Annotated in this window: 11 protein-coding genes; 7 read left to right on the top strand and 4 right to left on the bottom strand. The window is 62.3% G+C overall.

What is annotated here, in order from left to right; translation table 11 throughout:
• Positions 1–281 precede the first annotated feature (281 nt).
• The 7 genes from ASD28_RS06825 (at position 282) to ASD28_RS06855 (ending at position 9,472) form a co-directional block, all read left to right on the top strand.
• On the top strand, positions 282–1,568 hold the full coding sequence (locus ASD28_RS06825; protein ID WP_200948822.1) for a glycoside hydrolase family 5 protein: 1,287 nt from the start codon (positions 282–284) through the stop codon (positions 1,566–1,568).
• 162 nt (positions 1,569–1,730) lie between these two features.
• A complete protein-coding gene (locus ASD28_RS06830) occupies positions 1,731–3,176 on the top strand; it encodes a nucleoside hydrolase-like domain-containing protein (RefSeq protein ID WP_056125683.1) in 1,446 nt (481 codons plus the stop codon).
• A gap of 102 nt (positions 3,177–3,278) precedes the next feature.
• Positions 3,279–4,598, top strand: coding sequence for a helix-turn-helix transcriptional regulator (locus ASD28_RS06835; protein ID WP_156650890.1), 1,320 nt, complete (start codon positions 3,279–3,281; stop codon positions 4,596–4,598).
• 544 nt (positions 4,599–5,142) lie between these two features.
• Positions 5,143–5,931 carry a DUF1080 domain-containing protein gene (locus tag ASD28_RS06840; RefSeq protein WP_162252921.1) on the top strand — a complete coding sequence of 263 codons (789 nt, stop codon included), beginning with the start codon at positions 5,143–5,145 and terminating at the stop codon, positions 5,929–5,931.
• Positions 5,932–5,939: 8 nt separating this feature from the next.
• Positions 5,940–6,779 carry an FAD:protein FMN transferase gene (locus tag ASD28_RS06845; protein WP_162252922.1) on the top strand — a complete coding sequence of 280 codons (840 nt, stop codon included), beginning with the start codon at positions 5,940–5,942 and terminating at the stop codon, positions 6,777–6,779.
• Positions 6,769–8,055: a Gfo/Idh/MocA family protein gene (locus ASD28_RS06850; RefSeq protein ID WP_056125688.1), complete on the top strand. Its 1,287-nt coding sequence runs from the start codon at positions 6,769–6,771 to the stop codon at positions 8,053–8,055. Before ASD28_RS06845 ends, ASD28_RS06850 begins: the two co-directional genes overlap by 11 nt.
• Positions 8,056–8,083: 28 nt before the next feature.
• The gene (locus ASD28_RS06855; RefSeq protein ID WP_056125690.1) at positions 8,084–9,472 is read left to right on the top strand and encodes a Gfo/Idh/MocA family protein; all 1,389 of its coding nucleotides are present in this window, start codon (positions 8,084–8,086) and stop codon (positions 9,470–9,472) included.
• An 87-nt stretch (positions 9,473–9,559) separates the two neighbouring features.
• Here ASD28_RS06855 and ASD28_RS06860 read toward each other — a convergent pair whose 3' ends face one another.
• The 4 genes from ASD28_RS06860 to gudD form a co-directional block, all read right to left on the bottom strand.
• Positions 9,560–10,939 carry a glycoside hydrolase family 43 protein gene (locus ASD28_RS06860; RefSeq protein WP_056125693.1) on the bottom strand — a complete coding sequence of 460 codons (1,380 nt, stop codon included), beginning with the start codon at positions 10,937–10,939 and terminating at the stop codon, positions 9,560–9,562.
• A 31-nt stretch (positions 10,940–10,970) separates the two neighbouring features.
• Positions 10,971–13,934: a glycosyl hydrolase 115 family protein gene (locus tag ASD28_RS06865; protein ID WP_156403767.1), complete on the bottom strand. Its 2,964-nt coding sequence runs from the start codon at positions 13,932–13,934 to the stop codon at positions 10,971–10,973.
• A 151-nt stretch (positions 13,935–14,085) separates the two neighbouring features.
• Entirely contained in the window at positions 14,086–17,022 is a 2,937-nt protein-coding gene (locus ASD28_RS06870) for a TonB-dependent receptor (protein ID WP_056125694.1), read from the bottom strand.
• 127 nt (positions 17,023–17,149) lie between these two features.
• Positions 17,150–18,490: a glucarate dehydratase gene (gudD, locus tag ASD28_RS06875; RefSeq protein WP_056125696.1), complete on the bottom strand. Its 1,341-nt coding sequence runs from the start codon at positions 18,488–18,490 to the stop codon at positions 17,150–17,152.
• Positions 18,491–18,505: the final 15 nt, after the last annotated feature.

Consider the following 18,505-nt stretch of genomic DNA (forward strand, 5'->3'; position numbering starts at 1 on the left):
CGCATTGATACTGCACTTCCTTGCATTCGCCCTGCGGCGGCGGCGGCTTGCGCGGGCACGCGACGTCGACAGCGTCCTGTTATCGGACTTACGCAGCCTGACGATCCGCTCGCCCAAGCCGTAGCTGTAAATCCCCAAGTTGTGCAATTTTTCGCTTTTTGCTAGCAATTTCGGGGGAAGCGATAACGGCCGTGGTGCGGACCTCGGTATGTTGGCGCTTGGCCGGAAAAATATTCGAGGCCAACGGGTAATTTTGTCAGCATGAATATTTCGAGGTTATTTTGAAGCTCAGCCGTCTACTGATATTAGTTGGAATCCTGTCATTAAACGTTGGCTGTGGCGGCGGCGCGGCCAGCACGAAGCCTGCGGCGTCGGCGCCAACGACGCCAACCGCAACGACGCCAGCGCCAACCACGCCAGCCCAGCCGACGCCGGTTCCGACAACGCCGGCTCCAACAACGCCGGCCGCGGGTCTCTTTCCCGATTACAACCAGAATCCGATCGCGCCCGATGCTACCGGCATGGGCAGCACCGCTGTCCAGCTTGCCAGCAAGATTCGTTTGGGGTTAAATATTGGCAACACGATGGAGGCGACCGGCGGAGAAACCGCCTGGGGCAATCCCCCGGTCACCGAGGCGCTGATCAAGGCGGCCAAGGCGGACGGATTCAACGCCATCCGGCTCCCGGTTGCCTGGGATCAGTACGCCAACCAACAGACCGGCAAGATCGACCAGGCGTGGATGGACCGCGTCAAGCAAGTCGTCAAATATTGCGTCGACAACCAGATGTATGTGCTCATGAACATCCACTGGGATGGTGGTTGGCTCGAAAGAAATGTTCAGCCCGACAAGCAAGTGGCCGTCAACGAGAAACAAAAGGCGTTCTGGACCCAGATTGCCACGCAAATGCGCGACTTCGACGAGCATTTGATATTTGCCGGCGCCAACGAGCCGGCTGTCGATACGCCCAACCAGATGCCAGTGCTCATGTCCTACCACCAGACCTTCATCGATGCGGTGCGCGCCACGGGCGGCAAGAATGCCTACCGTGTCCTGGTGGTGCAGGGACCGGCCGTGGACATCGATAAATCAGCGACGATGTGGACCGCCATGCCGACCGATACTGTCAGCAATAAGCTGATGTATGAGGTACATTTCTACCCGTGGCAATTTACTTTAATGGAAAAAGATGAATGGTGGGGCCATGCATTCTATTACTGGGGCAAGGACAATCATTCGACCACGGACACCGCCCACAATGCCGACCAGATGGAAGAGGCTTATGTCGATGAGCAGTTCTCGAAGGTCAGGCAGCAGTTTGTCGACAAGGGCATTCCGGTCGTGCTCGGCGAGTATGCCGCAATGCTGCGCACCAATCTGACGGGCGATGCACTGGCCCTGCATAAGAAGTCGCGCGTCTACTATATCAACTACGTCACCAGGTCGGCAGCGGGCCATGGCTTGTTACCGTTCTATTGGGATGTGGGCGGCCTGATCGATCGGGGCCGCAATAACGCAGTCCTCGACCCGGACCTGCTCGATGCGCTGGTGAAGGGCGCAAAGCGGTAAGCTGCCACACGCACATCCGCATGACGTGAGTGGCTTGTAGCGGATGCGGTCCGGCTCGGCGCGTTCTTCGCCGGGCCGTTTCGTTTGGGCGGGTTCAGTTCCGGTCCTGCACACAGCCCGGCCAGCGAGACAGGCCCCGATTCAATACAAAGCAAAACAGAGATGATGCGATTACTTTCAATGACAGCGATGCTGACGGCCTTTCTGGTTTGCGTGCCTGCCCTTGGCGCTGCCGAACCCGGACAACGCCTGATTGTCCTCACCGATATCGAGGCCGATCCCGATGACAGCCAGTCGCTCGTACGCTTGCTTCTATACGCGAACCAGATCGATATCGAAGGGATCGTCGCCACGACGTCCACGCATCAGAAGTCGCGCATTGCCCCGGAGTCCATCCATGCGATCGTCGACGCCTATGGCCGGGTACAACCCAACTTGTTGAAGCACGAACCAGGGTTTCCGAAAGCGCAGGCACTCAACGCCGTGGTGCGCGCCGGCTCGCAAGTCTACGGCATGCAAGGTGTCGGCGACGGCAAGGACTCGCCGGGGTCGGACGCCATCATCAAGGCCTTGGAGAAAAATGATACGCGTCCCCTCTGGGTTGCGGTCTGGGGCGGTGCCAATACGCTCGCTCAAGCGTTGTATCGGATCAGACACGACAAGCCACCGGAGGAGGTCGGTCACCTGGTGAAGAAGTTGCGCGTCTACACGATCTCTGATCAGGACGACTCCGGTTTCTGGATACGCAGCCAGTTTCCCGATCTGTTTTATATCGTCAGCCCCGGCGGGTATGGCAATGGCACCTGGACCGGGATGCACGCGACCGAGCCTGGCTTCGACAGCACGGAAGTGAGCAACGACTGGATCGCCGCGCATATTCAACAGGGTCATGGGCCGCTGGGTGCGGTGTATCCGGATGTTTCTTTTGGCGTCGAGGGCGATACGCCATCCTTCCTGTCCTTGATACCGAACGGCCTGAACGCACCCGAGCATCCGGACTGGGGCGGCTGGGGTGGACGCTACGAGTTCTACACGCCTGCGTTGAAAGATACCGATCCGGAAGGCTTTACCGGCAACGTCCCTGTATTACAAGAGCCGCATGCCATCTGGACCAACGCAGTGGATAGTTACAGGCCGATGGTACACAGCGAATTTGGCCGCGCCGTGCGCCCCCACGACAAGGTCTCCACCGGGTACCGGACCACCATCTGGCGCTGGCGCAAAGACTTCCAGAACGATTTCGCAGCTCGAATGGAGTGGACCACCAAGCCGTACAAGGAGGCGAATCATCCGCCAGTCGTAAAGCTGACGCCGGGCGATCGGCTGACCGTCAAATCCGGCGAGGGCTTCATGCTGAGCGCGGCCGGCAGTTCCGACCCCGATGGAGACAGCTTGAGCTACCTGTGGTTTCAGTATCCCGAAGCGGGCAGCTACAGGCAGGAGATCAAGCTGGGGTATGCGGAAAACCATCATACCGTTTGGGGGCAGGCGCCCGTGGTCAGCAAGACGGAGACCGCCCACTTCATCGTCAAGGTGATCGACAAGGGCAGTCCGGCGCTGACGCGTTACGGACGCGTTATCGTCACATTCGTGCCGTCCGCGCCCTGACCGCCAGCCTGCACCTCGACGGCGCGGGCGCCGCGCAGGCGCCCAGGCAGGCATCGCCAACGCCGTCCACTGGGGCGACAGGAAGACTTGCGGCCGGTTGGCGTGAACACGGCCCGCTGCAAAAATAGCTGGGACTGTCCATATACCGCCTGTTATGATGCCGGGATCGTAGCCGTCGACACCTGCGGCGCCGAGACAGTTCAGGCCCCTACCTATATGCAAGAGTTCTATAAGAAGGCCCTGCTGGCGCTGATTGTCCTGCTTCTCGTGGACGCGCTGGTGGCGGTGGTTTTTGTTTATCGGACCTATCCGACACAAACGCTGTTGCCGGTGCAAAATGGCAGCTCCCGCTGGCATTACGGAACATATTCCGATGTGGCGACTGGTGGAGCGTCGTCGGTGCGCTTGCACGACATGTCGCGCGACCGGCTGCGGTTCGACTTCAAGCTCAAGGATGCGGCTGCGTATCCTTTTGCCGCCGCCGACCTGACCTTCAGGGACGACAAAGGGCGGCCGATTCTCCAGGATTGGTCGAGGTTCCGCACCATTACCTTCGTTGCCAAATGTGCGCCGGCCACGTCGGTGACGTTCGAGATGTCCACCTTCGACGAAAAAATCTCCAAGCCAGGCCAGTTCGAGACTTACCGTCCACCTAGAACGTATTTTTCGTGTAATGAACAGGGCATGCCGGTGACGCTCGACCTGGCCCGGCTGCTGGTTCCCGAATGGTGGTTTCCTGCGATGAAGCTGGACCTGGCGCGCCAGGGCTATGAACTGGACAAGGTCGCGAAAATCCTGTTTGGCACCAGTATGGCCACGCCACGCAATGTCGACGGGTATATCGAGATCAGCGAACTGACATTGCATGGCCGGGATTACCGCTACCTGGCCGCGCTGGCGGTCATTGTCCTGGGTGGCTGGGTGGCATTTGGTGTGTGGTTTTTCCTGGCGCATTCGCGCGCGCTGTTGGCCAGCGTGGATACAAAAATGAAGACCAATTTGCCCCTGGTCGCCTATCGCCAGCTAACCCTGGAACCGTACAAGGACAAGGAAAAAGCATCGGTCTTGCGGTATATCGCCAGCACTTATACCGACCCCAAACTGGATCTCGAAGCCGTGGCGGCAGGGACCGGCGCGAACCGCTACAAAATCAATGAAGTGCTGAAATCCGAACTTGGCATGACCTTCACCGCTTACGTGAATAAACTGCGGCTGACTGAGGCATCCAGGCTGCTGACTCAGAAAAGCAGCGCCGCCGTGTCGGAAATCGCGTATTTGGTTGGCTACTCGAATGTTCCATATTTCAACAAGCTGTTCAAGGAAGAATTCGGCTGTACGCCGAAGTCATTCCGGATGCTCGCCGCCCAGCAGCCGGAGCAGGAACAGCCTGCCGACAACGCCGGGGCAGAAACACCCGTCTGAACCGCTCCCTCCCGAGCACGCAGTTCGGCCGGAGCGTTCCGGCCGCGCAGCCTGATCCTGCGCACACTTCTTCTTGTATCAAGTCGAGCAAGTGCATGTCAGCGTGATAATTGTCACGGTCAGCCCGGCCTGCTCGAGGTCCAGCAGACGGGAAGGCGACCAGGCCGATCATGCCTGCCACGTGATTGATCAGCAGGGCCGCTGCCGCTGTTTCCGGACGCCGTAATTCGCGGCAGCCGAATTCGACTCATTTGTCATTTAAAGGTCATCACCAATACCTTTTTTGAACCAATCGATATACACAAAACATTGGTTCTAACTATTTTATTGAAATAGAGTGAATGAATGAGTGCCGGTCAGCATCGTGGTGCATTAACTCGGGATTACATCGAATCCTTGGTATTGACAAATGCGCCCGTGGATAGCGTCTTGTCATTTATTCCGTTATCCGGGTAGGGAATCGATTGCGGGTTTCCACATGTTGTGCTGGCGGCCTGCTGTTCAGCGTTTCGTACACATGGAGACTGTAATGCCTCGCTACCGAATGTTCGCGGCCATTCTCGCCGCCACGATGTTTTCCGCCTCGCCTTTCGCTCAGGCGCAACCCGGGCCATGTGCTGCCACCAGGGCGGCCATGGCGCTGACGCCCCAGCAAAAAGCGGAAGGCTGGACCGTTTTATGGGACGGCACCTCCACCGACGCCTGGCGCAGCGTGAAATCGGACAGGTTCCCGGAACATGGATGGCGGACCTGCGACGGCCTGCTGACGATGGCGGGGAAAGGTGGCGAGGAATCGCGCGGCGGCGGCGACATCATCACCCGCAAGCGCTATGCCGATTTCGAGCTCACGCTGGATGCGCGGCTCACGCCCGGCGCGAACAGCGGGGTCAAGATCTTCACCCAGCCGAATCTGGCACCGATCGACAAAGTGACGGGCAAGCCGGCCGCGGTGGGTTCGGCGATCGGCCTCGAGTTCCAGTTGCTGGACGATGAGCGTCATCCCGACGCCAAATTGGGACGCAACGGCAACCGGACCATCGGTTCGCTGTACGACCTCATTCCGGCCGCAAAGGACAAGGTCCCTGCGCCGATCGGCCAATGGAATCACGTGCGGATACTGTCGCAAGGGAATACCGTCACGTTCTGGCTGAACGGCAGGAAGACCGTGGAATTCGAGCGCGGCTCGGCCGCCTTTCGCGAAGCCGTCGCGGCCAGCAAGTTTCGCGACATCCCCGGGTTCGGCGAATGGGCCGACGGGCACATCCTCCTGCAGGATCACGGCGACGAGGTTGCGTTCCGCCATATCCTGATCCGCGACCTCCACGGCAAATAAGCGACCCGATGTTTCACCGGACCTTCGCGTCGATGAACACTCGGCTGAGCATGGTCTTGCCGTCCACGGCAGACCAGGCCGGCGCGCGGCTTGCGGACGAGGTGCAGCGACTGCTGCGCGAACAGGAATCGATCATGAGCCGCTTCTCGCCCGATGGCGACCTGGCAGTGCTCAACCGGCACGCCGCCCGAGGGGCCGTCCCGGTGAACGATGCCTTGTGGACGGTCCTGGACGCCTGCATGCGGCATCACCGGCTGACCGGGGGCGCATTCGACATCGCCCAGGGCGCAGGCCGTCCCGGCCATGGCATGCACCACCTGGACGTGGATCCTGATGCCCATACCGTACGCTTCACCGAGCCGGGGTTGCAACTCGACCTGGGCGGTATCGGCAAGGGGATCGCCCTCGACCTGATCAGGCAGTTCCTGCTGGATCGGCACGTCGAACAGGCCTTTCTCAGTTTCGGGGAAAGTTCGGTGGCCGTGATCGGCAGCCATCCCGCGGGCGTCTGCTGGCAGGTCGGCGTCGAGCACATGTTCGAACCCGGGACGTCGTTGCACCGGTTCGACTTGCGCGACGGTGCGATGTCCACGTCGGGCAATCGTCCTGGCGAAACCCACATCATCGATCCGGCGAACGGCCAGGCGGTGACCGGCTGCAGGACCGTGTCCGTCGCCTGCCCGGGCGCCGCGGACGCCGAGGCGTTGTCGACCGCCCTGTTCGTGCTCCCGGCAGCGCGCCGTGCGGAGGTGCTGCGCCGCTACCGGGACGCGCAGGCCGTGGCGTTCGACTATGGCCTGGCGGGCGGGGCCTGGCGCGTAGAAAAGGAATGGCGATATGAGCAGTAATCCTCTTGACGACATTCGCCACGAGGCGCAGGAGCGGCGGCGTTTCCTGGCGCGCGTGGCGGGCGTGGTGGCAAGCTCTTCGTTGCTGAGCGGACTGCCGTGGATGGCGCCGCTGCGCGCCCAGCCGGCAGGCGATGCGGCCTCGGACCGGGTGCGCATCGGGGTGATCGGCACCGGGTCGCGCGGCAGCCTGCTGTTGCAATACCTGTTGCGCACGCCGGGCGTCGAAGTCGCGGCATTGTGCGACGACTATCCGCCGCACCTGGCCGAGGCCATGGCGGCGGCAGGCGGCAAGCCGAAGGCGTTCAGCGATTACCGCAAGCTGCTGGCGATGCCGGGGATCGACGGCGTGGTGATTGCCACGCCGCTGCATCAGCACGCGCCGATCTGCCTCGCCGCGTTCGCGGCCGACAAGCACGTGTTTTGCGAAAAGAGCCTGGCGCTCACGGTCGACGAATGCAAGGCGATCGCGCGGGCGGCGAACGCCAGCCCGCGGGTGTTCCAGGTCGGTCACCAGCGGCTGTTCAGCGCCACCTTCCTGCACGCGCACGAACTGGTGCGCGCCGGGCACATCGGGCCGATCACCCAGATCCGCGCCAGCTGGCACCGCAACAACGACTGGCGCCGTCCGGTGCCCGACCCGCGCCTGGAGCGCAAGCTGAACTGGCGGCTGTACCGCGCCACCTCGGGCGGCCTGCTGACGGAGCTGGCGTCGCATCACCTGCAGGTCGCCAACTGGTATCTCGACGCCGCACCGCTGTCCTGTGTCGGCTACGGCAGCGTCAATCACTGGAAGGACGGGCGCGACGTGTACGACAACGTCAACGTGCTGTTTCGCTACCGCGACGGCGTCACCCTGGTCTACGACGCGCTCACCAGCAACCGTCACCACGGGCTGGAAATCCAGATCATGGGACCCAGGGGAACGATCGAAGGCGAGAGCGGCAAGTTTTACACGGAGGAGCCACCTCCTGCGCCCGCCGTCGCGGCACTCGTCAGGCAAATCGAGGAGGGCAGGGCCGCAACGGTCGCTATCGGTGCGCCGAGCTGGAAGCCGGAAGCGAAGTCCGGCGAGGTCGGGCAATCACTGCGGCACGAACTGGGCGGCGGCGACGGCACCGAGCTGTCGATGGCCGCCTTCGCCAACGCGATCCGCCTGGGCCAGCGGATGCCGCACATGATCGAGCACGCCTACCGTTCCGGGATCGCCGCGCTGATGGGACAGGCGGCAATGGACGAGGGCCGCGAGATCGCCTGGCCCGGCAGCTATCAATAACGACAACCGACTACTACAAGGAGACACCATGTCGCAGCCGCTTTTCTCTACCCGTCGCCGTACGATCGTCAAGGGCGCCCTGGCCGCGATGGCCACGCCGATGCTGGCACAGGCGAAGGCATCCAATGGCAAAGTCAACCTGGCCTGCGTCGGCATCGGCAATCGCGCAGCCCAGGTCATCAAGGCGCTGCACGCAACGGGGCTCGCGAACGTCGTGGCCTTGTGCGACGTCGACATGGGCGCGCCGCATACCGTCGAGATCCTCAATATGTTCCCCGACGTGCCGCGCTTCCAGGATTTTCGCCGCATGTTCGACAGGATGGGCAAGGAATTCGAGGCGGTCAGCGTCGGCACGCCCGATTTCTCGCATTTCCCGATCGCGATGCTCGCCATGTCGCAGGGAAAACATGTCTATTGCGAGAAACCGATGGGGCAAAGCTTCCGCGAAATCGACATGATGATGGCGGCCGAGCGCAAGTACAAGGTGGCTGCCCAGATGGGCAACCAGGGCCATTCGGAGGCCAATTATTTCCAGTTCAAGTCGTGGGTCGACGCCGGCATCATCAAGAACGTGCGCGCCATCACGGCGTTCATGAACAATCCGCGCCGCTGGCACGGCATGGCGGTGTCCGGATATCTGCCGCGGCAACCGGTGCCGGAAACGCTGGACTGGGACGTCTGGACCGCGACCGGCCCTTACCATAATTTCAATCGCGGCTACGTCAACGGCGACTGGCGTTCCTGGTTCGACTACGGCAACGGCGCGCTGGGCGACTGGGGCGCGCATATCTTCGATACCGCGCACGAGTTCCTGCAGCTTGGCCTGCCGACCGAAGTCGAAGCCGTGCGGCTGGAAGGGCACAGCCCCTTCATCTTCCCGCAGGCGTCGACGCTGGCGTTCCGGTTCCCGCAACGCGGCGCGCTGCCGCCGCTGGAACTGACCTGGTACGACGGCGTGAACAATCTGCCGCCGCTGCCGAAGAACTTCGGGGCCGGCGTCGTCGATCCGAGCGTGCCGCCGCCATCGAAAGGCAGCGCCACCGGCGCCGTGCTTCCGCCCGGGAAGGTTATCTACGGCGACGGCCTGACCTTCAAGGGCGGTTCGCATGGCTCGGAGCTCCAGATCCTCGGCGACGCCGCGCGGGATATCGCGCTGCCCGCCGTGCCGAGGAGCCCGTCGAACCACTTCGCCAATTTCCTGAAGGCCTGCATGGGCGAGGAAACCTGCCGCTCGCGCTTCGCCGTCGCTGGGCCGCTGTGCCAGACGATGGGGCTCGGCGTGATCGCCCAGCGGGTCAACGCCAGGCTCGTCTTCGATCCTGCGACGAAACAGATCACCAACCACAAGCTGGCAAACGCTCTACTGGCCGGCATGCCGCCGCGCAAGGAATGGGAGCAGTATTACAAGCTGGTCTAGCAATACGCACGCCGTATCGTCGCTTTCTTGTCCAGGCTAGCAAGCGCGCAGTGCCCAGGCAATGCAATCTTGCCTGGGCATCGAGGCCTATTCGAATTGCCAGTAATCGACGTTGAAACTGACATGGCGTCCGTTGGCATTGAAGACGAGGTACACATCCTGCACACCGGCGACGCCGGACGCCGGCACGGCCAGTTCCTTCCATGTGTCCGGGCCGCCGGTGGCGGGAACGTCCACGCTTGCGACCAGCGTGCCCTGTGGCGATCCGGCCCGGACGTCGATGTGGCCACCCGGGTTGGCGCTGGCCACGCTCGCCTTGAACGTGCGCGGCCCGCGCGCGCCGAAATCGACCCCGGCCACTTTCACGTAAGCGCGCGGGCCGACCGGGTACACGACCATCCCGCCACGCGGATTCTTCGCCGTCCTGACCCCGGCCACCCAGTCGAAAGGACGGTCCCAATCCCGCTTCACCCGGGATTCCCATGCGATGGTTTCGGCTTCGACCCGCTGATAGGGAGACAGGGGCTGGATCTGTTTGACGCCCGTCGTGTTCCAGAATGGCTGCGTCGGGATCGTGCCGTCCGGCCGATAGCTGAAATCGGTGACCGAGACGGAGCGTCGCTCCCGGTGCAATGGCGTTTCCGCGAAGTTCAGCCGGTAACTGAAGCCGAACACGTAGGACTTGCCCTTGAAATCGACGATGCCGGGATGGTTGCCCGTCGACTCGGTGGTCGGATCCATGATCTGGCCCTTGTATTCCCAGGGACCGGTCGGCGTGTCGCTCATCGCGTAGCCGATGCCTTCCGAACAGCACGTGGAGGCATAGGCCAGGTAGTATTTGCCGCTCCGTTTGTAGACCCACGGGCCTTCCTGGTAGTTTTTGGGTTTCGCATCGATCCGTTCGATCTTGCCCGAGTAGGAGGTCATGTCCTTGTTGAGCCTGACATACCAGAGGTTCGGATTTCCCCAGTACAGGTAGGCTTGCCCGTCGTCGTCGATCAGCACGGTCGGATCGAAATAGCCTTCACCCCGATCGATCAGCGGACGCCCCAGCGGATCCTTGAACGGACCCAGCGGGCTGTCGGCGACCGCCACGCCGATCACGTTGCGGGGCGAGCCGCTGACCGTGACCGGCGCGTACAGGTAGAACTTGCCGTTGCGTTCCACGACTTGCGGCGCCCAGGCGTCGTTGTCCTGGTTGGCCCAGGCAAAGATCGAGAGATCGGCGAACGTCCCGCGATCGGTCCAGTTGACCATGTCTTTCGACGTGTACAACTTCCAGTCGCGCATCTTGAAACCTTGCGCATCGTCTTCGTCGTGCGAGGTGTAGAGATACACCGTGTCGCCGTGCACCAATGGCGCAGGATCCGCCGTGAAATTGGTCTGGATAATCGGGTTCTCGGCATACGCCGGGAGGCAGGCCCCCCAGCAGGCGGCAACGGCGACGGCAAAGTAACGCAGGTTCATGTCAGGTCCTCATCGGTGGGTGATCAATCGCTCAGTGGGCAGGCGGATTGCGTGGGGTCGACGGCGGCCCGAAATAACTGTCGGGCAGGGCGCTATCGTACAGGACGATTTTCTGCACGACGATCGTCGGGTCGACCATGATGATCTTCAGGTCGTATTTGCCGGGACCGGGCACCTTCACAGTGAAGCGCATGGTACGTGCATTCTCGGACGTATTTTTGTAGTGATATTTTCCAAGGAACGTCTGGTCCGCTCGCGTCGTCGGTGTGAAGACCCGAGCGACCTGCGGCGTGTCGTCGTCGATGGCAACGGCGACGGCCAACTCGCGTCCCGGATAATTGTCCAGCGTGGGTGCCGTCACCAGATCGACCTGCCAGGTGCCGGCCGACGCAAAATAGACCGGGTATTCGAGACGCGGCGAGTCGGCAAACGGTGCGGTACGTGCCGTGACCGGAAACACGGTCATCGCGCCCGGGCCCCGTCCATAGTCGGGCAACCACTCCCAGCGGGCATATTTGCCAGGGATGTTGCGCACGGCATCCTGGGCATCGAACGCGATAGGGCCGGTCTGGCCGCCGAACGCGCCGGCCGCCGCCCTGGTCTCGTCGCCGACGGCGATGGTCGCGTACGACCGCACGACGACGCGCTGGTTGCCTTCGCTGACCGTGATTTGCCCCAGTTGTGCAGACCCGACCGGAACGCGGGTCCAGTCGATATCGACCCAGATGCGCTGGTCGTTGCTTCCGTCGGGCGCGGGCGCCTGCGACAGCTTGACCCATGGTTTGTCGGCGTCGACGGTGAAGCGCGGCGGGCGCCCGTCTTTCGAGAACACGTCGATATACGAGCGCTGCTTGTTGATGGAATCGAAGGAGGGCAGGGTCGGCACGTCGGCGCCGCCCGGCCAGGCCTGGTCGGAACCGTCGATGGCGACACCGAATTCACCCGCGGCGCCGGCGGGGACGGAGGAGGTCGCCGGCATGACGTTTTCGGGTGGAGAACGCCAGTCGCGGTAGCCGATGTGGGTCTGGTCCATCATGTGATTCCATTTGCCGCCCGCCACCTGCGTGTTATAAAAATCCGACAGGTCCTGGTCGCGCTTGAACAGCGCGCGGACGCGCTCGGCCTGCGTGTTCGCGGCGTAGCGTCCCTGTTTGGCGTACAGATGGTTGCGGCCTGCTGCAATCTGAAGATCGATGTAATTCGAGAGCGCCAGGATAGGGTGCAGCACGAGTTCGTAATACGCGTCCTGCTGGTCCGCGGGAATCGAGGTTTTCAGCAGCGTGGCGCGTTTCGCCAGCGCGTTCCACGCTTCGGACACCCGTTCGGCCTCGCGGTAATTGACCAGGCTGAACGTATCGGGCCGCACCAGCTCCGGTTTGCGCCAGGCATTGTATTTCGCGTATTTCGCGACCAGGTCGGCGATTTCCGCGGCGTGCTGCGGCCCGAATTCGCGTTCGGCCCAGCGTTGCGTCCAGCCGGCGATATCGTCCTTGCCCATGCCTTTGGGGTTCCACGCAAGGCGGAGAAAGAACTCGATCGGCACTTCCAGCGGCTTGAGGTCGCCGACATTGGCGATCCAGATCTGGTTCGCACCGTATTCTTGGGCGAGATTCATTTGCTCCCAGATCTTGGGCAGCGGATTGCTGTTGAGCCACTTGTACGAGAACGGGCCGCCATTCATGTCCATGTGGAAGTAGATGCCCGAACCGCCGCTGCGCTTGCGCTCCGCCGGCGTCGGCAGTCGGCGCAGGTTGCCGACGTTGTCGTCCGTGAACAGGAGGGTGACGTTGTCGGGGACCTTGAGCCCCGCGTCGTAATACTTCTGGACCTCGGTGAACAACGCCCACAGCTGCGGCACTTGCCGCTGGTCGACGCCCATCTCTTCGGTGAGGATCTGCTGCTGGTCGTGGATGATTTTCTCGATGAGCTTCTTGTTGGCCTCGAGACCGCCCGCATCCGGCATCGCCGTATCGCCATCGCCGCGCATGCCCATGGTCACGATGCTTTCGTAGGCCTTGTTGCGCCGGATGCCGTCGCGGAAGAAGCGTTTGAGGCCGTCTTCGTTCGTCGCATAGTTCCATTCGCCATTGCCATAGTCACGGCGGTGCGCGAGCCATTCGTGGTGGGAGCGCACCATCGGTTCGTGGTGGCTCGTGCCCATCACAATGCCGTAGGCGTCGGCAAGCCGGGGATTGTCCGGATCGTCCTCGTTGAAGGCATTCGTCCACATGGCGGGCCACAGGTAATTGGCGCGCAGGCGCAGCAGCAGCTCGAACATGTGCGTGTACATCTTCGAATTCCCGCCGCCGAATTTTTCGCGCGACCACTTGCCCAGCGCCGGCTCCTCGTCATTGATGAAGATGCCGCGGTATTTCACGGCCGGCGGGCCCTGGACCCAGGCGCCCGCACGTACGAACAGCGCGCTGGCCTTCTTCACGGGGACGTCGGCCCACCAGTACCACGGTGACACACCGATTTGTTCCGAGATCTCGTAAATGCCGTAGATCGTGCCCCGTTTGTCGCTGCCGGCAATGACGAGCGCACGCTCGACGCCGGGCATCGGATTGGCGACGTTGGCAATCACGAAGGATTCCCATTTGCCGCGCATCGCTTTCACGTCGAGTTTGCCGGCACTGACCAATGCATCGACGAGCGCGCTGTGGCCCAGCGTCCCGATGATGACGGCGGTGCGTGTATTGGCGGTCGCGGTCGACAGCGCGGGTTTCGCGCCCGTGACCTTGTCGATGTCGCCTTGCAGGTCGGTTGCCGCACGCATGACGCCCCAGTGGTCCGCCTTGTCCACGTACAGCGGGGCGGCATTGCCGTCACTCACGAGCGGGATACTGTTTGCGCTCGGGGTTGCAGAAACGAGCTGGACGCCGAGACCGAGACTCGGCGCCGCGCAGGCCCACGGCGTCCCCAGCGACATGACAAGAACGAAGGCGATTTGCCAGAACGTGGCAAACCGCCGCTTGAATACGGACATGTGTTGCATGATTCCCTCTATCAAAAACACTGATGCGTCGTTCGCACATTGAAAAAAATCGCTCCGCGTGAGCAGAGCGATCAAACTCCCGAGAGCCAGGAGGGAGCAATGCACGGTCTTGTCGCGGCGGGACTGCCAGGCCACCGCGACGGCATGGTCATCAGAACTTCATGCGCAATCCGACGGCCAGGGTACGTCCCGGCTTGTAGCTGGTGTACGTCGCGTTCGGGTACTGGAAGTAGGCACGGCGCGTCGTGTTCGTCAGGTTCACGACGTCGAGCGTCAGCGTGGGATAGTTGTCGCGGTCCATGATTTCCGCCAGGTCGACCTGCGACGAGAAGTCGAGCTGTTTGAAATCATCGCCGAACAATGCTGCGTTCGTGATGCCGTTCTGGTTCGGACCGGAATTCTGGCTGCCCTGCGAATACGTGTGCGACAGGCGTGCCAGCAAACCATGGTTTTCGTAGTAGACCTGGAAGTTGTTGCTCTTCTTCGGCACACCCAGTGCGACGAAGCCCGCGGAGCCTTCGCCGCTCGCCTTCTGGTTGATCATGGTGAGCGTTTCCGAGAAGCCGAAACCGCGCCACGGCAGCAGCTTGTCGAGCGGCTGCACCCAGCCCAGCTCGAGCCCTTGCACCTTCAGCAGACCCGAGGCGTTGCGCTGCGACGTCGTGACGATCGTCGCGGCGTTCTGGCCGCCGCGCGCATCGAGCGAGCCCTGCTGGGTCGGCGTCAGGTTGCTGTACGTGATGCCGTAGGCGGCCAGGGCGCTGAACGGCACCGTCACGTTCTGGTTCAACGTGAACCCGTTCAGGTTTTTCTGGAAGACCGTGGCCGACAGATAGCCCTCGCGCCCCATGTAATACTCGACGCCGAAATCGAAGTTATCCGAGATATACGGTTTCAGATCCGGGCTGCCCAGCGTCGCGGTATCGGCCGACGGCGACGAGAAGTTGATGCCGGGGCGCAGCGCATCCGGGTTTGCACGGGTCATGCTGCGCGATACCGACGCGCGCAGCACCAGGTTCTTGGCGAGGTCGTAGGCCAGGCTGGCCGAGGGCAGCGTATTGTTGTAGGTCTTGTCGATATAGACCCATTGGCTGATGTTCGGGAAAGGCGTGCTTCCCGCGGGCAGGGTCGCGTTGCGCGGGTCCACCGTGGAGTTGTAGGCGCCGACATTCTGCTTGGTACGCACGTAGCGCACACCCGCGTCGTAACGCAGCGAACGGTCGAATACAGGCACCGTACCGTCGACCTGGAGGAACAGGCCGGTCGTCTTCTCGTCGATATAACCCGTGCTGGCGCCCGTGTTGGAGGAGCCCGCGACGGGCGCGGACTGCAGCAGGGCATCGTAACCGGTGGCGGCCGCAAAGCGGTTGAAGTCGACCGACAGCAGGTTGTCCGGACCCTGGACCAGGTAGTTGGCAATGCCCAGGCCGAGCGAACCGGGGCCCTGGCAATTGGCCGAGTTGGCGCAGACCAGGTTCTGCCATGCCGTCGTGTTGTCGCGCGCGGTAATGCGGCGCATGATGTCGTCATACGCGAAGCCGCCCTTGATGCTGAAGGCCTTGTCGCCCCACGTCAGGGACGACCGCACGCCTTGCGTCCTGGTCATGCGCTCTTCGGCATTGATGCTGACGCGACCGCCCTGCGAGGTATTGAGGACCCAGCTGGCCGGATCATAGGTGTCGACGTTGCTGGTAATGCTCGGGAGCGCGCCGTTCTGATAATCGATGGTCGTGCCCGAATTCTGTGCCGTGACGGGACCGACGGTGGGCGACTGGCGCGTGAAGGTCGAGCGCGTGTAGTTCACCTGGCCGTCCATCTTCAGTTTGTCGGACAGTTTCCATTCGAAGCCGGGGTTCACGCCGATCAGGCGTACACGTTCGTTATAGGGACGATACTCGAGGAAGTACTGGGCATTGGCGAACGTGCCGCTTTCCACCACGCAGCCATTGGCGCAGTCGCCACCCGACACTTTCATGTTGAGCGGAATGACGGCGCCGTTGCGGCCGACCCAGGACGTGTCCGTGCGCTCCAGCGTATTGTGTTTTTCGCTGAACATCGAGTCGACATAAAAGTGCAGGCTGTCGCTCGGCCGGTATTCGCCGGACAGGACGGCGGTGATCTTGCCCTTGTCGCCGTACTCGGCCATGCTGCGCCCCAGGCGCGGAATCAGGGCGTTGTCGATTTGCTGGATGGTCAGGCCCGGGTTATGGGCGAGCAGGAACGCCTGGTCGATGGGGGCGCCCGGCGTCAATCCGTTACCCGCATTGGACGGTACGGTGGCCGGAATCGTGAAGTTGCCGCCGCCGGTATTGTTGCGCGTCGGGCTGTTGTTTTGTGCGGCCGTGAGATTCGGGTTCGTGTAGCCGATGGTCTCGTAGCCGGTCGTATGGACCTTGGTGCTGCCCCAGGCAATGCCACCCAGCAGGCCCCAGGTGTTGTCCCAGGTGCGGCTCGATACCAGCGAACCCCGGTTGCCCCATTTACCCGCCACCTGGCTGCGCGTGCCGACGACGTTGAACGAATTGAAGTCGCCCTTGTGGTCGAACGGTCGCGCGCTGCGCATGTCGACGACCCCGGCGGCGCCACCTTCCAGCATCGACGCCGTCGGGCTCTTGCTGACAGTGAGCTTGGTGAACAGGTCCGTCGGCAGCAGGTCGAGGTCGACCTCGCGGTTCGAACTCTGGGCGTCGGTCGTGCCGGTCGACGCCACGGCGACGGGCGCGCCGTTCAACAGTACTTTCGTGAAGCTCGTACCGAGACCGCGGATCTGGACGTTGACGCCTTCGCCCGTGATTTCACGCGATACCTGGACGCCCGGGATGCGATTCAGCGATTCGGCGATATTCGTGTCGGGGAACTTGCCGATGTCTTCGGCGAAGATGGAGTCCTGGAAGCCGGTGGCTTCGCGCTTGTCGCGCGCGGAGGAGGCCAGCGAGGCGCGGTAACCCGTCACGGTCACCGTCTGGGGCGCCGTCGGCGCCGCTTCCTGGGCATAGGCGGTGGACACCATGCTTGCCAGGATGGTGAGTTGCAGGATGCGGGTGCCCGTATGGGCGTTGTGTCGTGAACGATTCTTGCTGCTGTTCATAGAGTCTCCAAAGTTTATTTTTATGAACGAATAAAAAATACAAATGTTGGCGGCGACGCGTGATAACGCAACCGTTCGATTCGCGGCATGCGGAACGTGGGTTGAGGATCGCCGGCGCTTGCTGGAATCAACGCAACATGCAGGGGCGCTTGTTATCGAATTTCCAGCCGGGGATCAGGAATTGCATTGCGGCCGCGTCGTCGCGGACTCCCGTCCCCAGGTTCTTGTAATCCTGATGGGCTTTTTCAAGCTCGACCATATCGATGTCGATCCCGAGCCCCGGTTTTTGCGGCAGCCGTACCGCGCCTCCCTCGATCTTCAGGGGTTCCTTCGTCAGGCGTTGGCCGTCCTGCCAGATCCAGTGCGTGTCGATTGCGGTGACCTTGCCAGGGGCGGCTGCGCCCACATGGGTGAACATCGCGAGCGAAATATCGAAATGATTGTTCGAGTGCGATCCCCAGGTCAGTCCGAACATCTGGCACAACTGGGCGACACGAACGGATCCCTGCATCGTCCAGAAATGGGGATCCGCCAGCGGGATATCGACGGACTGCAGCTGGATCGAATGCGCCATCTGGCGGAAATCGGTCGCGATCATGTTGGTCGCGGTCGGCAGACCCGTTGCGCGCCGGAATTCCGCCATGACTTCACGTCCCGAAAAGCCGTTCTCGGCGCCGCACGGATCCTCGGCATAGGCGAGCACGTTGCCCTGGTCGCGGCAGACCCGGATGGCCTCGCTCAGCGACCATGCCCCGTTTGGATCGAGCGTGACGCGGGCATCTGGAAACCGTTCATGCAAGGCGATCGCGGCGTCCATCTCTTCGTTGGCGGAAAACACACCGCCCTTGAGCTTGAAATCATTGAAGCCATAGCGGGCATGGGCCGCCTCCGCAAGCTTCACGACTGCGTCGGGGGTCATGGCCGGCTGGTTACGCAGACGCAGCCAGGCATCCTCGCCATCGGGCTCCGAGCGGTAACCCAGCGTTGTCCGGTCACGGTCGCCGATATAAAACAGGTAGCCGAGCATGTCGACGGCGTCGCGTTGAATGCCGTCTCCCAGCAGGGCCGCGACCGGAACGTCCAGAAACTGGCCCAGCAAGTCCAATAACGCCGATTCGACGCCGGTTACCGCGTGGATGGCCGTACGCAGATCATAGGTCTGGGTGCCCCGACCGCCGGCGTCGCGGTCCGCGAACGCTGTCCGCATGGCGCCCAGCACGCTGTTGTACTCGCCAAGCGATTTGCCGACCACGAGCGGGCGCGCGTCGTCGATCGTGCGGCGGATGCTCTCGCCGCCGGGTACCTCTCCGAGGCCCGTGTTGCCGCTGCTGTCGGTCAGGATAATGACGTTGCGTGTGAACCACGGGCCATGGGCGCCGCTCAGGTTCAGCAGCATACTGTCCTTGCCGGCAACAGGTACGACGCGCAGATCGGTTACGACGGGAGCATTCTTGACGGCACTATTCATGAGTAAGCTGGAAGT

Source organism: Massilia sp. Root133 (assembly GCF_001426525.1).
Classification (GTDB): Bacteria; Pseudomonadota; Gammaproteobacteria; order Burkholderiales; family Burkholderiaceae_D; genus Telluria; species Telluria orientalis.